Origin of the sequence: Streptomyces sp. WZ.A104, assembly GCF_002382885.1 — a bacterium.
Classification (GTDB): domain Bacteria; phylum Actinomycetota; class Actinomycetes; order Streptomycetales; family Streptomycetaceae; genus Streptomyces.
In genome coordinates this window covers 26946-41553 of record NZ_NWVL01000043.1, presented here as the reverse complement: position 1 = coordinate 41553, position 14608 = coordinate 26946, and the positions used below count along the sequence as shown (strand labels likewise).

At 71.9% G+C, this 14608-nt stretch carries 16 protein-coding genes; 4 read left to right on the top strand and 12 right to left on the bottom strand.

Annotated features, from left to right (window positions below):
- Positions 1–4: 4 nt before the first annotated feature.
- Together CIB93_RS22555 and CIB93_RS22550 are read right to left on the bottom strand one after the other, a co-directional pair.
- Positions 5–247 (bottom strand): bacterioferritin-associated ferredoxin, encoded by a 243-nt coding sequence (locus CIB93_RS22555; protein WP_096629317.1) that lies wholly within the window; start codon positions 245–247, stop codon positions 5–7.
- A gap of 164 nt (positions 248–411) precedes the next feature.
- A complete protein-coding gene (locus CIB93_RS22550) occupies positions 412–1758 on the bottom strand; it encodes a class II 3-deoxy-7-phosphoheptulonate synthase (protein WP_179500206.1) in 1347 nt (448 codons plus the stop codon).
- 114 nt (positions 1759–1872) lie between these two features.
- Here CIB93_RS22550 and CIB93_RS39660 point away from each other — a divergent pair, with 114 nt between their 5' ends.
- Together CIB93_RS39660 and CIB93_RS22545 are read left to right on the top strand one after the other, a co-directional pair.
- Positions 1873–1941 carry a trp operon leader peptide gene (locus tag CIB93_RS39660; protein ID WP_107403777.1) on the top strand — a complete coding sequence of 23 codons (69 nt, stop codon included), beginning with the start codon at positions 1873–1875 and terminating at the stop codon, positions 1939–1941.
- A gap of 94 nt (positions 1942–2035) precedes the next feature.
- A complete protein-coding gene (locus CIB93_RS22545) occupies positions 2036–3982 on the top strand; it encodes an anthranilate synthase family protein (protein WP_096629315.1) in 1947 nt (648 codons plus the stop codon).
- Between the two features lie 2 nt (positions 3983–3984).
- Here the strand turns inward: CIB93_RS22545 and CIB93_RS22540 are convergent, their stop codons facing one another.
- From CIB93_RS22540 to CIB93_RS22525, 4 genes are all read right to left on the bottom strand, one after another.
- A complete protein-coding gene (locus CIB93_RS22540; RefSeq protein ID WP_096629313.1) occupies positions 3985–4983 on the bottom strand; it encodes a 2-hydroxyacid dehydrogenase in 999 nt (332 codons plus the stop codon).
- A gap of 103 nt (positions 4984–5086) precedes the next feature.
- Positions 5087–5794: a response regulator transcription factor gene (locus tag CIB93_RS22535; protein WP_096629312.1), complete on the bottom strand. Its 708-nt coding sequence runs from the start codon at positions 5792–5794 to the stop codon at positions 5087–5089.
- Entirely contained in the window at positions 5791–7038 is a 1248-nt protein-coding gene (macS, locus tag CIB93_RS22530; protein WP_096629310.1) for a MacS family sensor histidine kinase, read from the bottom strand. The genes CIB93_RS22535 and macS overlap by 4 nt, the downstream gene beginning before the upstream one ends.
- Positions 7039–7068: 30 nt before the next feature.
- Positions 7069–7839, bottom strand: coding sequence for a 1-acyl-sn-glycerol-3-phosphate acyltransferase (locus CIB93_RS22525; protein WP_096629309.1), 771 nt, complete (start codon positions 7837–7839; stop codon positions 7069–7071).
- A 167-nt stretch (positions 7840–8006) separates the two neighbouring features.
- On the opposite strand from CIB93_RS22525, the gene CIB93_RS22520 reads away from it, so the two are divergent.
- Together CIB93_RS22520 and CIB93_RS22515 are read left to right on the top strand one after the other, a co-directional pair.
- Complete coding sequence (locus CIB93_RS22520) at positions 8007–8786, top strand: carboxylesterase (RefSeq protein ID WP_096629307.1); 780 nt, start codon at positions 8007–8009, stop codon at positions 8784–8786.
- A complete protein-coding gene (locus CIB93_RS22515) occupies positions 8779–9474 on the top strand; it encodes a hypothetical protein (RefSeq protein WP_096629306.1) in 696 nt (231 codons plus the stop codon). The genes CIB93_RS22520 and CIB93_RS22515 overlap by 8 nt, the downstream gene beginning before the upstream one ends.
- Here the strand turns inward: CIB93_RS22515 and CIB93_RS22510 are convergent.
- From CIB93_RS22510 to CIB93_RS22485, 6 genes are all read right to left on the bottom strand, one after another.
- A complete protein-coding gene (locus CIB93_RS22510; protein ID WP_096629304.1) occupies positions 9441–10229 on the bottom strand; it encodes an endonuclease/exonuclease/phosphatase family protein in 789 nt (262 codons plus the stop codon). The genes CIB93_RS22515 and CIB93_RS22510 overlap by 34 nt on opposite strands.
- Before the next feature lie 89 nt (positions 10230–10318).
- Positions 10319–11260: an ROK family glucokinase gene (locus CIB93_RS22505; RefSeq protein WP_096629303.1), complete on the bottom strand. Its 942-nt coding sequence runs from the start codon at positions 11258–11260 to the stop codon at positions 10319–10321.
- A gap of 75 nt (positions 11261–11335) precedes the next feature.
- The gene (locus CIB93_RS22500) at positions 11336–11806 is read right to left on the bottom strand and encodes a DUF5304 domain-containing protein (RefSeq protein WP_096629301.1); all 471 of its coding nucleotides are present in this window, start codon (positions 11804–11806) and stop codon (positions 11336–11338) included.
- A gap of 82 nt (positions 11807–11888) precedes the next feature.
- Entirely contained in the window at positions 11889–13082 is a 1194-nt protein-coding gene (locus CIB93_RS22495) for an ArsA-related P-loop ATPase (RefSeq protein ID WP_096629300.1), read from the bottom strand.
- Between the two features lie 5 nt (positions 13083–13087).
- Positions 13088–13537 (bottom strand): SRPBCC family protein, encoded by a 450-nt coding sequence (locus tag CIB93_RS22490; protein WP_096629298.1) that lies wholly within the window; start codon positions 13535–13537, stop codon positions 13088–13090.
- 109 nt (positions 13538–13646) lie between these two features.
- Positions 13647–14453, bottom strand: a complete 807-nt coding sequence (locus CIB93_RS22485; protein ID WP_096629297.1) for a metallophosphoesterase — start codon at positions 14451–14453, stop codon at positions 13647–13649.
- Between the last annotated feature and the right edge of the window lie 155 nt (positions 14454–14608).

The window sequence follows — 14608 nt, the reverse complement described above, 5'->3', positions numbered from 1 at the left end:
ACGCTCAGGCCGCGTCGGAGAGGACCGGGTGGGCCGCGGAGGCGGCCGCGGGCTCCTGCCGCTGGTCGAGCAGCTCGCGGCGCGGGCAGTCGCCGCGCCCCAGCAGGGCCTGGATACGGCGCACACAGCCACCGCAGTCCGTACCGGCCTTGCAGGCCGAGGCGATCTGGCGGGGGGTGCAGGCACCGGCGTCCGCATGCTTCTTGACCTGCGCCTCCGTGATGCCGAAGCAGGAGCAGACGTACATGCGGTTCACCTCCCTGCGGGTCGGTCACTGGCGCCGCCCCGGGTCTCTTTCGGTGAGGCTAACCTAACCTTACCCGTCCCTCAAGTGGCGTAAAAGTCCTGGAACGGCCTGTGGGGCACGGATCACATCGATCCGTGCCCCACAGGTGCGTCCAGCGAGGACTTCTACTGGTCGCGGTACATCTCGGCGACGAGGAAGGCCAGGTCGAGGGACTGGCTGCGGTTGAGCCGGGGGTCGCAGGCCGTCTCGTAGCGCTGGTGCAGGTCGTCCACGAAGATCTCGTGGCCGCCGCCCACGCACTCGGTGACGTCGTCGCCGGTCAGCTCCACGTGGATGCCGCCCGGGTGGGTGCCGAGGCTCTTGTGGACCTCGAAGAAGCCCTTGACCTCGTCCAGGACGTCGTCGAAGCGGCGCGTCTTGTGGCCGGAGGCGGCCTCGAAGGTGTTGCCGTGCATCGGGTCCGTCACCCACGCCACGGTGGCGCCGGAGGCGGTGACCTTCTCCACCAGCTCGGGGAGCTTGTCGCGGACCTTGTCGGCGCCCATCCGGACGATGAAGGTCAGCCGGCCCGGCTCGCGCTCGGGGTCGAGGCGGTCGACGTAGCCGAGCGCCTCGTCGACGGTGGTCGTCGGGCCGAGCTTGATGCCGATCGGGTTGCGGATCTTCGAGGCGAACTCGATGTGCGCGCCGTCCATCTGGCGGGTGCGCTCACCGATCCAGACCATGTGTCCAGAGGTGTCGTACAGCTCGCCGGTGCGCGAGTCCGTACGGGTCAGGGCCGACTCGTAGTCCAGCAGCAGCCCCTCGTGCGAGGCGTAGAACTCGACCGCCTTGAACTCGGCCGGGTCGGTGCCGCACGCCTTCATGAAGTTCAGCGCGTTGTCGATCTCGCGGGCCAGGGCCTCGTAGCGCTGGCCGGAGGGCGACGACTTCACGAAGTCCTGGTTCCAGGCGTGGACCTGGCGCAGGTCGGCGTAACCGCCGGTGGTGAAGGCGCGGACCAGGTTCAGCGTGGAGGCGGATGCGTGGTACATCTGCTTCAGCCGCTGAGGGTCCGGGACCCGGGCCTCCTCGGTGAAGGCGAAGCCGTTCACCGAGTCGCCGCGGTAGGTCGGCAGGGTCACGCCGTCGCGGGTCTCGGTCGACTTGGAGCGGGGCTTGGAGTACTGGCCCGCGATCCGGCCGACCTTCACGACGGGTACGGAGGCGGCGTAGGTCAGGACGGCACTCATCTGGAGCAGCGTCTTCAGCTTGGCCCGGATGTGCTCGGCGGACACGGCGTCGAAGGCCTCGGCGCAGTCGCCGCCCTGCAGCAGGAACGCCTCGCCCTTGGCGACGGCTCCCATGCGGGCGCGCAGCTGGTCACACTCGCCCGCGAAGACGAGCGGCGGATACGACGCGAGGTCCGCGAGTACATCGCGCAGCGCCTCGGAGTCGGGGTACTCGGGCTGCTGCGCCGCGGGAAGGTCTCGCCAGGTGTTGCCACCGGCGGCGGAGGTATTGGCGTTCACGGTCACGGACACAACATTACGGGGTCGCGGAGCCCCTCCATTCGAACGCTCAGCAGATGAGACGTGAACCTCGCACTCTGTGATGTCCCCGTGACGTCCGCTAGGGTTCGGTTCATGTCGACGCGACAGATCCGGATCTCGATTCAGAACTGGTGGTGGACCGCTCATCCGGCGGCCCGCTGATTCATCGCGCTGACACTTCGCGAAGGCCGCCCGAGGGGCGGCCTTTTCCGCGTTGCGGAGCGGCCGTTCCTCCGTCCGGAAGGAACCTGCTCCCATGCCCCAGAACGCGCCCCGCCCCGCCTCCGAACTCCTCCGTCGGCTACTGGCCGACGACGCCCCGCCGTTCGCCCTGCTGCGCCGGCGTACGCCCGGCCGTGACCACGATCACGTCGAACTGCTGATCGGCGAAGTGCGGCAGGTGGACCGGCTGGCCGATCTGCCGGTGGGCGCGTCGCCGGCGCTCGCCCTGGTGCCGTTCCGGCAGATCGCCGAGCGCGGTTTCGACGTGCGCGACGACGGGACGCCGCTGAGCGTGCTGGTGGCCGAGGAGACGCACGAGCTGGAGCTCGCGGAGGTGCTGGCGGCGCTGCCCGCCCATGACGTGACGGTGGAGGACCGCGGCTTCGATGTGGCGGACGACGTGTACGCGGACATCGTCCGGCGGGTGATCCGGGACGAGATCGGACAGGGCGAGGGCGCGAACTTCGTGATCCGGCGGACGTTCCGGGGCGAGATCCCGGGGTTCGGGCGGAGGGACGCCCTGGCGCTGTTCCGGCGGCTGCTGGCGGGTGAGCGGGGCGCGTACTGGACGTTCGTCGTGCACACAGGAGGCAGCGGTGCCGAAGGGACCTCCGCTTCGGGGCGGAGGCCGACGGGTGGGCGGACGCTGGTGGGGGCCAGCCCGGAGGTACACGTACGGATGTCCGGCGGGACGGTCGTGATGAACCCGATCAGCGGGACCTACCGCTACCCGGCCGAGGGGCCCACCCCCGAGGACCTGCTGACGTTCCTCGGGGACCGCAAGGAGAGCGAGGAGCTGTCCATGGTGGTCGATGAGGAGCTGAAGATGATGTGCACGGTGGGCGACATGGGCGGGGTGGTGGTCGGGCCCCGGCTGAAGGAGATGGCGCACCTCGCGCACACCGAGTACGAGCTGCGCGGCCGGTCCTCGCTGGATGTGCGCGAGGTCCTGCGCGAGACGATGTTCGCCGCCACCGTCACCGGCTCGCCGGTGCAGAACGCCTGCCGGGTGATCGAGCGGTACGAGTCCGGGGGCCGCGGCTACTACGCGGGCGCGCTGGCCCTGCTGGGACGGGATGCGAACGGGGCGCAGACCCTGGACTCGCCGATCCTGATCCGTACCGCCGACATCGCTGCGGACGGCTCGCTGAAGGTGCCCGTCGGCGCCACGCTCGTACGGCACTCGGACCCGGAGAGCGAGGTGGCCGAGACCCATGCCAAGGCCGCCGGGGTGCTGGCCGCGCTGGGGGTGCGGCCGGGGCGGCCCGAGGCGGAGGCGGACCGTCCGCGGCTGGCGTCCGACCCCCGGGTGCAGGCGGCACTGGACGACCGGCGCGGCTCGCTGGCCCCGTTCTGGCTGCGGATGCAGGAGCGCACCCGGGATCTGGCCGGGCACGCTCTGGTGGTCGACGGCGAGGACACGTTCACCGCGATGCTGGCCCATCTGCTGCGGGCTTCGGGGCTCGATGTGTCGGTGCGGCGGTACGACGAGCCGGGGCTGCGCGAGGTGGTCCGGGCGCACCCGGGGCCGGTCGTGCTCGGCCCCGGCCCCGGGAACCCGGGCGACCTCACCGACCCGAAGATGCGGCTGCTGCGCGAGATCACCGCCGAGCTGGTGCGGGACCACCGGCACAGGCTGCTGGGGGTCTGCCTCGGGCATGAGCTGATCGCGGCCGAGCTGGGGTTGCCGATCGTGCGCAAGGCGGTGCCGTACCAGGGGGCGCAGACCCGGATCGAGCTGTTCGGGCGGCCGGAGACGGTGGGCTTCTACAACAGCTTCACCGGGCGGTGCGACGGCCCGGCCGCCGCCGAGCTGGCCGCGCACGGCATCGAGGTGAGCCGGGACGAGGAGAGCGGTGAGCTGCACGCGCTGCGCGGGCCGGGCTTCGCCTCGGTGCAGTTCCACCCGGAATCGGTGCTGACCGTGCGGGGCTCGGTGATCGTGACGGAGCTGCTGGCGGGGCTGCCCGTGCCGCGCTGAGCCTATGCGTTCCTCGGTACGAGGACGTTCTCGCTGTGGCGGCGGGCCAGGTGGTCGGTGACGTTCTGAACGGTCGCGTCGATGATCTGGCCCACCGCGTCCTCGGTGTAGTACGCCTGGTGGGAGGTGACGATGACGTTGGGGAAGGTCACCAGCCTGGCCAGGGTGTCGTCGTCGATGCCCTCCAGGGACTTGTCGAGGAAGAACAGCCCGGCCTCCGCCTCGTACACGTCGAGTCCGACGCCGAGGAATCGCCCGGCGCGCACTTCGGTGACCAGGGCGGCGGTGTCGATGAGGCCGCCGCGGCTGGAGTTGACGAGGATCGCGTCGTCCTTCATCGCCTTGAGGGCGGCCGCGTCGATGATGTGGTGGGTGGTGGGCAGCAGCGGGACGTGCAGGCTGACCAGGTCGGCCTCCGCGAGCAGCCGCTCCTTGTCGACGTACTCCATGCCCAGCTCGATACAGGCCGGGTTCTCCACGACGTCCCAGCCGAGCAGTTTCATGCCGAAGCCGTGGGCGATCCGGGTGAACGCCTCACCGATCCTGCCGGTGCCGAGCACGCCGACGGTCCGGCCGCGCATGTCCCGGCCCAGGAGCCCGTCGAGGCGGAAGTCGAAGTCCCGGGTGCGGCTCGCGGCCCGGATGATGCGCCGGTTCACGGCCATGGCCAGGGTCCAGGCGAATTCGGCGACGGAGTACGGCGAGTAGTGCGAGACGCGGGCGACGCGCAGGCCGAGGCGTTCGGCGACGTCCAGGTCGATGTTGTTGAAGCCGGTGGAGCGCTGGGCGATCATCTGCGTGCCGCCCGCGGCGAGCGTCTGGAGCACCTTGCTGCCGAGGTCGGCGTTGACGCTGGTGGAGATGACCTCGTAGCCCGCCGCGATCGGGGCGGTGTCCTGATTCAGGAAGACGTCCAGACAGCGGACCTCGTGCAGCCCCGCGAAGGCCTTCTCGATCAGGGGCTTCTCGTCGGACTGCACACCGAAGGCAAGGATTTCCACGGGTTCTCCCGATCTGGGGCGGTACACAGGGCAGGGCCGGACATGCGCGGATATCGCGAATATACGGCCCTGCCCCCGGACCCGCCCGGGTCGAACGGCCCGGTCAGACGTCGTCGAGGCCGCGCTCGATCGCGTACCGCACGAGCTCCACCCGGTTGTGCAGCTGGAGCTTGCCCAGGGTGTTCTGCACGTGGTTCTGCACGGTGCGGTGCGAGATGACCAGGCGTTCGGCGATCTGCTTGTACGAGAGTCCCTTGGCGACCAGCCGCAGCACCTCGGTCTCCCGGTCGGTGAGCTGCGGGGCCCTGGGCTCGTCCGGCGCGGCGGGTGCGGGGTCGGAGGCGAGCCTGCGGTATTCGCCGAGGACGAGTCCGGCCAGGCCCGGGGTGAAGACCGGGTCGCCGACGGCGGTGGAGCGGACGGCGTCGGTCAGCTCCTGGGTGGAGGCGGACTTCAGGAGATAGCCGGTGGCGCCGGACTTCACCGCCTCCAGGACGTCGGCGTGCTCGCCGCTCGCGGAGAGGACCAGGACGCGCAGGCCCGGGTGCGAGCCGACGAGCTCCTTGCAGACCTGGACGCCGGGCATACCGGGGAGGTTCAGGTCGAGGACCAGGACGTCCGGCTGGGCCGCCCCGGCCCGGCGGACCGCCCCCGGGCCGTCCCCGGCGGTCGCCACGACCTCGAAACCGGACTCGGTCAGATCGCGGGCGACCGCGTCGCGCCACATCGGGTGGTCGTCGACGACCATGACCCTGATGGGCCGGTCGGGGGCTCCTCGCTGTTCGTCCTTGAGTGTGTGCTGCGTGCTCATCGGGCCGATCCTGCCTTCCCCCGGGAAACCCTCGGTGCTTTGGGAACCTTCAACTCGACCTCGGTGCCCTGTCCGGGTACCGAGATCAGCTCTGCCGTGCCGCCCAGATCGCGCAGCCGGCCGCGGATGGACAGCGCGACGCCGAGCCGTCCCTCCCCCTCCGCCTGGGCGAGCCGCCCCTCCGGAATGCCGGGGCCGTCGTCCCGGACGGTGACGATCACCTCGTCCGGCTCGTCCTCGACCAGGATCCACGCCTGCGCGGCCGCCCCCGCGTGCACCCGGACATTGTCCAGGGCGGCGCTGACGGCGGCGGCCAGCTCACGGGCGGCCGCGGCGGGCAGCAGCACCGGAGTGCCCGGCTCCGCGAAGCTGGTGCGGGCGCCCGCGTGCGGGGCGAGGAGGGCCCGCAGATCGCAGGTGGCGTCGCCGCCGGGCCCTTCCCCCTCGTCGACCGTACGGACCACGGCCCCCTCGGCGGCGTCCTCGGAGACCCGGGTCGGCGGGACCAGGCCGCTGGAGACCAGGGTGCGCAGGGCGACCTCCTGCTCGCCCGCCATCCGGCCCAGCTCGGCCGCCTCGCCGCCCAGCGCGGTGCCCCGGCGCTGCACCATGGCGAGGACCTGGAGCACGCTGTCGTGGATGTCGCGGGCCAGGCGTTCGCGTTCGCGGGTCGCCGCCTCGATCTCCAGGGCGCGGGCCAGGGTGCGTTCACTGGCCCGGGCGACCTCGACGACGTACCCGATGGCGATGGAGGCGACCCACACCAGCAGGACGTTGTGGTAGGTGTCCCGGCTGGGCTCGCCGCGCTGGATGATGTTGGCGACGGCGACGAAGGTGGAGGCGAAGGCCGCCCACCGCCAGCCGCCCTTGATCGCGAAGGCGAGGACCGAGCCGGCCGTCCAGATCGACGGCAGCGTCGGGCCGTCGAACGACTGGGAGTCGAAGTCGGCGAGCGGGGTGAGCAGGATGCCGGTCAGCGCGACGACCAGGTCCGCGCCGAGGAAGCGTTTGGTGCAGCTCGCCGCCGAGCGGACCTTCGGCAGTGTGGCGAGCGTCCAGACGAAGAGGAACGCCAGATAGGCGACGGCCACCCAGGGCCGCTCGAACCTCTGCCGGCCGAAGTCGTCCTTCCCGAAGATCGCGAGCAGTACCGCGTAGATCATCGTCAGGACGCGGTAGCCCGTCAGCGCACGCCACAGCGGCAGCTCCACCGACATCCGTACGACCCGTTCACGCTTGGCCATGGCCCACCCCCCGGACGGTGAACGACGCGGTCAGGCGCCGGACCGTTCCGTTCCGTTCTCGTCGCGCGCGGCGGCCTGCTTCCGGTCGCGCTTGGCCTCCTCGGCCTTCGCCTTCGCCTCGTCGGCGATCTGGCGCTTGGCGGCGGTGGCGTAGATGTCCACGTACTCCTGACCGGAGAGCTTCATGATCTCGTACATGACCTCGTCGGTCACCGAGCGCAGGATGAAGCGGTCGCCGTCCATGCCCTGGTAGCGGCTGAAGTCCAGCGGCTTGCCGATCCGGATGCCGGGGCGCATCAGCCTGGGCACCACCTGGCCGGGCGGCTGGATCTTCTCGGTGTCGATCATCGCGACCGGGATGACGGGGGCGCCGGTGGCCAGGGCCACGCGGGCGAGACCGCCGGGCTTGCCCCGGTAGAGGCGGCCGTCGGGCGAGCGGGTGCCTTCGGGGTAGATACCGAAGAGGCCGCCGCTCTCGACGACCTGGATGCCCGCCTTGATCGCGGCCTCACCGGCGCCGCGGGCTCCGGAGCGGTCGACGGGGAGCTGGCCCACGCCCTTGAAGAAGGCGGCGGTGAGCCTGCCCTTCACCCCGGGTGCGGTGAAGTACTCGGCCTTGGCGATGAACGTGACCTTGCGGTCCAGCACGGCCGGGAGGAAGAACGAGTCGGAGAACGACAGGTGGTTGCTCGCGAGAATCGCCGGCCCCCGCTCGGGGATGTTCTCCAGGCCCTCCACCCACGGCCGGAAGGCGAGCTTCAGGGACCCGCCGATGGAGAACTTCATTGCGCCGTAGATCAACTGCTGTGCCTCCTGTGTGCTGTCGGTCAGACCTTAACCCGGGGCATCCGCGAGGCCGTGACGGCCCTGGTCGGTGTCGGTCCGGTCGCGTACGGTGAAGTCATCCGTCAAGCACTCCCCCAGGTGCGCGTACGCCCCCCGCCCCGTCCCACGAACAGGAGACCCTGGTGCCGGTCCTCCCTGGAGCCGAGCCGTTCCGCCACGAGGGCGGAGAGGTCGGCGTCCTCCTCTGTCATGGCTTCACCGGATCGCCGCAGTCGCTGCGTCCCTGGGCCGACCACCTCGCCGCGCGCGGGCTGACCGTCTCGCTGCCGTTGCTGCCCGGCCACGGGACCCGCTGGGAGGACATGGCGGTCACCGGCTGGCAGGACTGGTACGCGGAGGTGGACCGGGAGCTGCGGGCCCTGCGCGAGCGGTGCGAGCAGGTCTTCGTCTTCGGGCTCTCCATGGGCGGCGCGCTGAGTCTGCGGCTCGCGGCCAAGCACGGGGACGCGATCAGCGGTCTGGTGCTGGTCAACCCGGCCAACAAGGTGCACGGCCTCTCGGCGTACGCGCTGCCGGTCGCCCGCCATCTGGTGCGCACGACGAAGGGCGTGGCCGACGACATCGCGCTCCCGGGCGCCCACGAGGTGGGGTACGACAAGGTGCCGCTGCACGCCGCCCACTCGCTGCGGCAGTTCTTCCGGCTGGTCGACGGCGAGCTGCCCCAGGTGACGCAGCCGGTGGTGCTGCTGCACAGCCCGCAGGACCATGTCGTGCCGCCCGCGGACAGCGCCCGCATCCTGAGCCGGATCTCCTCCACGGACGTCACGGAGATCCTGTTGGAACAGAGCTACCACGTCGCGACGTTGGACCATGATGCGGAGCGGATCTTCGATGAGAGCTACCGGTTCATCGGCCGTCTCGCACCGAGCGTCGGGAAGAAGGGGAGCACGTCCGGTGGCTGAGCACGACGCGGAACGCCCAGGCGGCGACGAGGAGCGTGAACCGCGCCCCACGGAGCCCGCGGCCGTCCCGGAGGGGAAGAAGCCGCCGGCGGCGGAGGGGGCTGAGCAGGAGCGGGCGATCGACGAGGACGCGGCCTGGGCCGCGATCGTCGCGGGGTACGGGGAGGAGCCGCCGGACCCGCCGGGCGCCAAGCCGTTCAAGTCGGTGGAGGACCTGGCCCTGCTGGAGGACGACCAGCGCAACGCGGTGGGCCCGCAGGACGGGCCGGCCGGGAACCCGGCGGACAAGGGGTCCGGCAAGACGCCCCCCAAGCCTCCGGAGAAGAAGCCTCTCGGCAGCTCCGTCGTCTTCGCGCCCGGCGTGGCCGGTCCCCGCGATTACGAACTGCCCGAGTCCAAGGACGACGGCATCGACGAGCCGGATGACGGCGACGAGGGCCACTTCGTGCCCCCGGAGCCGCCGCCGTTGCCGGAGGCGGACGTCACGGCGAAGTTCGCCTGGCTCGCGGTGATCGGCGGGCCGGTGCTGATGCTGGTGGCGGTGCTGCTCCAGTGGGAGATGACGTGGTGGCTCACCACGCTCTGCATCGGCGGATTCCTCGGCGGCTTCGCCACCCTGGTGGCCCGGATGCCGCACGATGACGATGACGACACCTACGGCGATCCGGGGCGCGGCGCGGTGGTGTGAGCGTCACCCGCGGGCAGTCTGAGCGCGGCCAGGACCGGCAGATGGTCGGTGGCCGCCCTCAGGTCTGCCGTGTTCACCCCGGGCAGCCCGGCCGGGACGCCGCAGCCGAGCACCTCGATGCCCGGTGTCGCGAACACCGCGTCGATGCGCTTGCGCGGGTGGTCCGGAGGGAAGGTCAGCTCCTCGCCCCAGGGCGCCACGGCCCGGCAGTCCTGAAGCCGCCCGGCCAGACGCCTGAACGCCTTCCCGGTCGGTACGTCATTGAGGTCGCCGCCCGCCACGGCGTGCTCCACGCCCATCGACGCCAGCCGCTCCAGGAGCAGGTCCGCCTGGGCGAGGCGTTCGTCGCGCTGGAGGCTCAGATGGCAGCTCAGCACGCCGAGCCGGGTCCCGGCGATCCTCACCACAGCGGTGGCGAAGCCTCTGCGGTGCAGGCCGGGGGTGAGCGGCAGCAGGACGTCCTCGGTGCGCTCGACGGCCGCCCGCAGCGAGCACAGCAGCAGCGGCCCGGCGGCGGTCGCCCCGCCGCTGAGGACCACGAGGCCGCTGCTCTTCGCCAGCCGCGCCGCGGCCTTGCGCCAGCGGAAGAAGCGCGGGGCCTCCTGGACGAGGACGAGGTCGGGGGCGCAGGCGCGGATGACCCGGGCCAGGGCCGCGGTGTCGTCGTGCATCGAGCGCACGTTGTAGCTCAGCACTCTGATGACGGCTGAACCGTCCAGCTCGGTACGGGAGTCGGGCAGCGGCGTCAGGACCATGCGGGCCACGATACGACGGGCGCCCGCCGGGCCCCGGAGGGCGGCGACGGGCGCCTGATGCGTCGTACGGTCCCGCGGTGCGGGTGCGCTCAGCCCTGGCGGGCCAGGTCGGCGGCGCCCACGAGCCCTGCCTTGCCGCCGAGTTGGGCGGCGAGCACCTGCGCGTGCGGGCGCCACTCGCCGCCGATCAGCCAGCGCCGGAACGACTTGCGGATCGGGTCGAGGACCAGCTCGCCCTCGTCGGAGACGCCGCCGCCGACGATGAACGCGGACGGGTCGAACAGCGAGGCGAGGTCGGCCAGTCCGGAGCCGGCCCAGCGGGCCAGCTCGCGGAAGGAGTCGATGGCCACCGGGTCGCCCTGCCGGGCGGCCTCGCTGATGTGCTTGCCCTCGATGCCCTCCACCGTGCCGTCGCCGAGGCCGAGCAGTATGGCGGCGTTCTCGGGGGTGGCGTTGGCGCGCTGCTTCGCGTACCGCACGAGGGCGCGGCCGGAGGCGTACTGCTCCCAGCAGCCCTGGCTGCCGCAGCCGCAGAGCAGGCCGTCCGGGACGACCCGGATGTGGCCGAACTCGGCGGCCACGCCGAAGCGCCCGCGGCGCAGCTTGTTGCCGATGATGATGCCGCCGCCGAGGCCGGTGCCGAGCGTGATGCAGATGACGTCGTCGTGGCCCTGGCCCGCACCGAAGCGGTATTCGCCCCAGGCGGCGGCGTTGGCGTCGTTCTCGACGACGACGGGCAGGCCGACGCGCTGTTCGACCTTGTCCTTGAGCGGTTCGTGACGCCAGTTGATGTTCGGTGCGAACAGGACGGTGGCGCGCTTGTCGTCGACATATCCGGCGGCGCCGATCCCGACGGCCTCCACCTCGTGGCCCTCGCTCGCGCCGGCGACCGCCGCGCTGATCGCGTCGACGATGCCTTCGGCCGTCGGCGGGGTCGCCACCTTGAACGTCGAGAGGATCCGGCCCTCTTCGTCGACCACTCCAGCCGCGATCTTCGTGCCGCCGATATCGACGCCGATGGTGAGTCCCATGAATCCCTCAGTTTCGGTCGAGCCCCGCTAGGGGCAACCGTACCCGAGGCAGGGGCCCGGACCGGCCGGAGCGGGTCAGTCCAGGTCGATGCGTTCGGTGCCGGAAGGGCCCTCGTCGCGCGGGTCGGACGGGTCCTCGGCGGCCTTCTTCGAGGGGCTCGTGGTGCCGGACGCGCCCTCGGTGGTGCGCGTCCAGCGGCTCTCCTGGCCCTCGACGGCGGAGCGGTAGGCGGCCAGCAGCTCGTTGCCCGCGGCGGCGAGGTGGTCGAAGAGCTCCGGGTTGCGCTCGATGACCGGCTCGACGGCGGACTTCGCCTGCCGGATGGCCTGCTGCACCGCGCCCTGGGCGGCGGAGCCGAGCAGCGGGGTCTGGAGCGAGGAGACCTTGTCGGCGACGGCGTCGGCCAGCTTGCGCAGCTCCTCGGCGGCGGAGCCGGGCTGCGGGCCGTACTGGGCGCGGCGGCGGGCCTTCTCCGCTGCGAGGTCCTCGGCGCAGGCATCGGCCCACGCGTCGCCGTCGACGGGACGATCGGTGGCTTCACTCATGGCGGGCTCCTGCGACGCGGGCGGCCGACGGTCGGCCTGCGGTTCACGTACTACCGACGTTACCCGAACGGCCGCACCGCGTTCAGGAGGTGCGGGGCCACAGCTCCGGGTCCGGCGTGAACCGGACCCGCAGCACCCCGCCGGTCAGGGCCGCGCCGGAGACGGTGCACCGGCGCAGCGCGGAGGCGAGCCGCGCGATGCGGTGGAACGGGCCGACGGTCAGGAGGAGTTCGTCGCCCCGGCGGACCAGGCGCAGGTCCTCCTTGGCGGCGCCGGGCAGCGGCAGGCACCAGGTGAGGGTCGCCGTGCCGCCCTCGGCGTCCGGCGCCTCCTCGATCCACCAGGGGTCCTCGGCCCGGCCCGCCGGGCGGGCGTCCGGGGCGGGGACCTCCAGCTCGGCCAGGTCCGCCGGGCCCTGGAGCTCGCGTCCCTGGTGGGCGGCCTCGTGCACGGGAACGTCCGGGGCCCATTCCTGGTGCCAGTGGTCCAGGCACTTCTCCTGCTGGGCGGCGAGCCCGGCGAAGAACGGGTCGCAGGAGTGCCGGGGCAGTACGCGGGAGGCGACGAGCAGGTCGGCGCGCAGCCCGTGCAGGGCGAGCCCGGCGCGGGCGGCGCGCAGGGTGTCCTCGGCGGTGGGGCCCGGTTCGGCGACCAGACGGAGCGTGGTGGCGTCGTCCTCGATCAGGGCCTGTACGGCGGCCAGCTCGGTGTCCTTGCGGGCGGCGGCCTCGTACAGCCACTGGGCGGGCATGGGGACCCCGGCGAGCTGGGCGAGGACCGGGCGCAGGGCGCGGGCGGCCTGGCGTTCGGCGGGCAGCAGCCGGCGCAGATAGCGGCGCAGCTGCCCGGGGAGGGCGAGCAGGGCGAGGGCGTCGGGCAGCGGCGGGAGGTCGACGACGAGGGTGTCGTAGCCACGGGCGGACCAGTCGCCCACGGCGGCGCGGTGCAGGGTGTGCAGCAGCGCGAGCTGCGGGGAGCCGGGGAGTTCGGTGATCTCCTCGCCCTCCAGCCGTCCCGCGCCGAGCAGGTCCAGGACACCGGAGGCGCGCTTCTGGAGTTCGGTGAGTTCGGCGCGGAAGTGCTCGCCGGAGTCGATCCGGGCGTGGTCGAGCCCCTCGGTGACCTCGGTGGGCGCCGTGCCGTCGGGGAAGCCGGGTATGGCCTCGGCGGAGATCAGGAGGGTGCGGCTGCCGCCCTCGGCCGCGGCCAGCGCGCTCGCCGCGGCGACGGTGGTGCGGCCCGCGCCGCCGGGGCCGGTGACCAGGACCGTACGCACGGCTCTCAGGCCTGCGGGACGGACTCGACGCGCTTCTTCAGACCGGCGAGGGCACGGTCGATGATGACCTTCTCGGCCTTGCGCTTGATCATGCCGAGCAGCGGGATCTTGACGTCGACGGCGAGCTTGTAGGTGACCTCGGTGCGCTCGCCGCCGCCGAGCGGGGCGAGGGCGTACGTACCGTCCAGGGAGCGCAGCATCTGGGACTTGACGAGGGTCCAGCTGACCTCGTTCTCGCCGGTCCAGGTGTAGGAGAGGACGTGGTCGTCCTTGATCGCTCCGGCGTCCAGGACGAGGCGGACCTGTTCGGCGCGGCCCTGGTCGTCGGTGGAGAGGACCTCGGCCTCCTTCACCTCGCCGGTCCACTCCGGGTAGCGGGCGAAGTCGGCGATCACGCCCATGACGTCGGCCGGTGCCGCCTCGATCGTGATGTTCGAGCTGGTGTGTTCAGCCATCGCCGTGGCCCTCCAGTGCGGTGTAACCGGTCGCGTTCGGCAGAAGCCTGCCGCTGTGCAGGCTATCGCGTGCCCGGGGCGCCCCGGTCCACGGCCCGGCTGCCCGCACTCACCAGCTCAGCGCCCAGGGCGTTCCGGTCGAGGCGAAGTGGCCGACGTTGACGCACTCGGTGGTCCCGATCCGCATCCGACGGACCAACGGCTGGTGAACGTGGCCGAAAAGCGCGTACCGGGGGCGGGTGGTGCGGATCGCCTCCAGCAGGGCGCGGCTGCCGCGTTCGAAGCGGCGGGCGACGGTGTCGTACGTCAGCTCGGGGACCTCGGGCGGGATGTGCGAGCAGAGGACGTCGACCGGGCCGAGCGCCTCTACCTTGGCGGCGTACTCCTCGTCGCTGATCTCGTACGGGGTGTTCATCGGGGTCTTCAGGCCACCGCCGACGAAGCCGAAGACGCGGCCGCCTATCTCCACCCGCTCCCCGTCCAGCACGGTCGTGCCCGGGCGGGCGTACTCGGGCCAGAGGTCGGGGACGTCGACGTTGCCGTAGGTGGCGTACGTCGGAGTGGGGAAGGCCGCGAAGAGTTCGGCGTACTGCCGTCGTACGGCGCCGAGGATCTCGGTGTTGCGGTCGCGGCCCGCCCACAGCTCGCGGCCGAAGGCGCGGGCCTCCTCGTAGCGGCGGGCGGTGCGCAGCGCGACGATGCGGTCGGCGTTCTCCCTGCCGAACAGATCGGGGAAGATGCCGCGCGAGTGGTCGGCGTAGTCGAGGAAGAGCACCAGGTCACCGAGGCAGATCAGGGCGTCGGCGCCGTCCCCGGCGCGGGCCAGGGCCTCGGTGTTGCCGTGCACATCGCTGATCACATGGATCCGGGTCGACCCCCCGGTCCGGCCCCGACTGTCCGGTTCGCTGCCTCGCATGGGATCACCCTAGAGCGCCCCTTCCAACGCTGGGTAGACCGTTCCGGACCTGCGGTTACTTCCAAGTCGTCACAGCAGTGGACTACTGTGCGCGAAAGGGCCATTTATATGTGTGATGCATAAGACATCTGGCCGGAACCCCCTATCCGGAACCG

Excerpts from the sequence above, each read along its gene's own strand:
- CIB93_RS22555 (WP_096629317.1), bottom strand. The coding sequence starts at position 247 with ATGTACGTCTGCTCCTGCTTCGGCATCACGGAGGCGCAGGTCAAGAAG.
- CIB93_RS22545 (WP_096629315.1), top strand. The coding sequence starts at position 2,036 with ATGCCCCAGAACGCGCCCCGCCCCGCCTCCGAACTCCTCCGTCGGCTA.
- CIB93_RS22535 (WP_096629312.1), bottom strand. The coding sequence starts at position 5,794 with ATGAGCACGCAGCACACACTCAAGGACGAACAGCGAGGAGCCCCCGAC.
- macS (WP_096629310.1), bottom strand. The coding sequence starts at position 7,038 with ATGGCCAAGCGTGAACGGGTCGTACGGATGTCGGTGGAGCTGCCGCTG.
- CIB93_RS22510 (WP_096629304.1), bottom strand. The coding sequence starts at position 10,229 with ATGGTCCTGACGCCGCTGCCCGACTCCCGTACCGAGCTGGACGGTTCA.
- CIB93_RS22505 (WP_096629303.1), bottom strand. The coding sequence starts at position 11,260 with ATGGGACTCACCATCGGCGTCGATATCGGCGGCACGAAGATCGCGGCT.
- CIB93_RS22500 (WP_096629301.1), bottom strand. The coding sequence starts at position 11,806 with ATGAGTGAAGCCACCGATCGTCCCGTCGACGGCGACGCGTGGGCCGAT.
- CIB93_RS22490 (WP_096629298.1), bottom strand. The coding sequence starts at position 13,537 with ATGGCTGAACACACCAGCTCGAACATCACGATCGAGGCGGCACCGGCC.
- CIB93_RS22485 (WP_096629297.1), bottom strand. The coding sequence starts at position 14,453 with ATGCGAGGCAGCGAACCGGACAGTCGGGGCCGGACCGGGGGGTCGACC.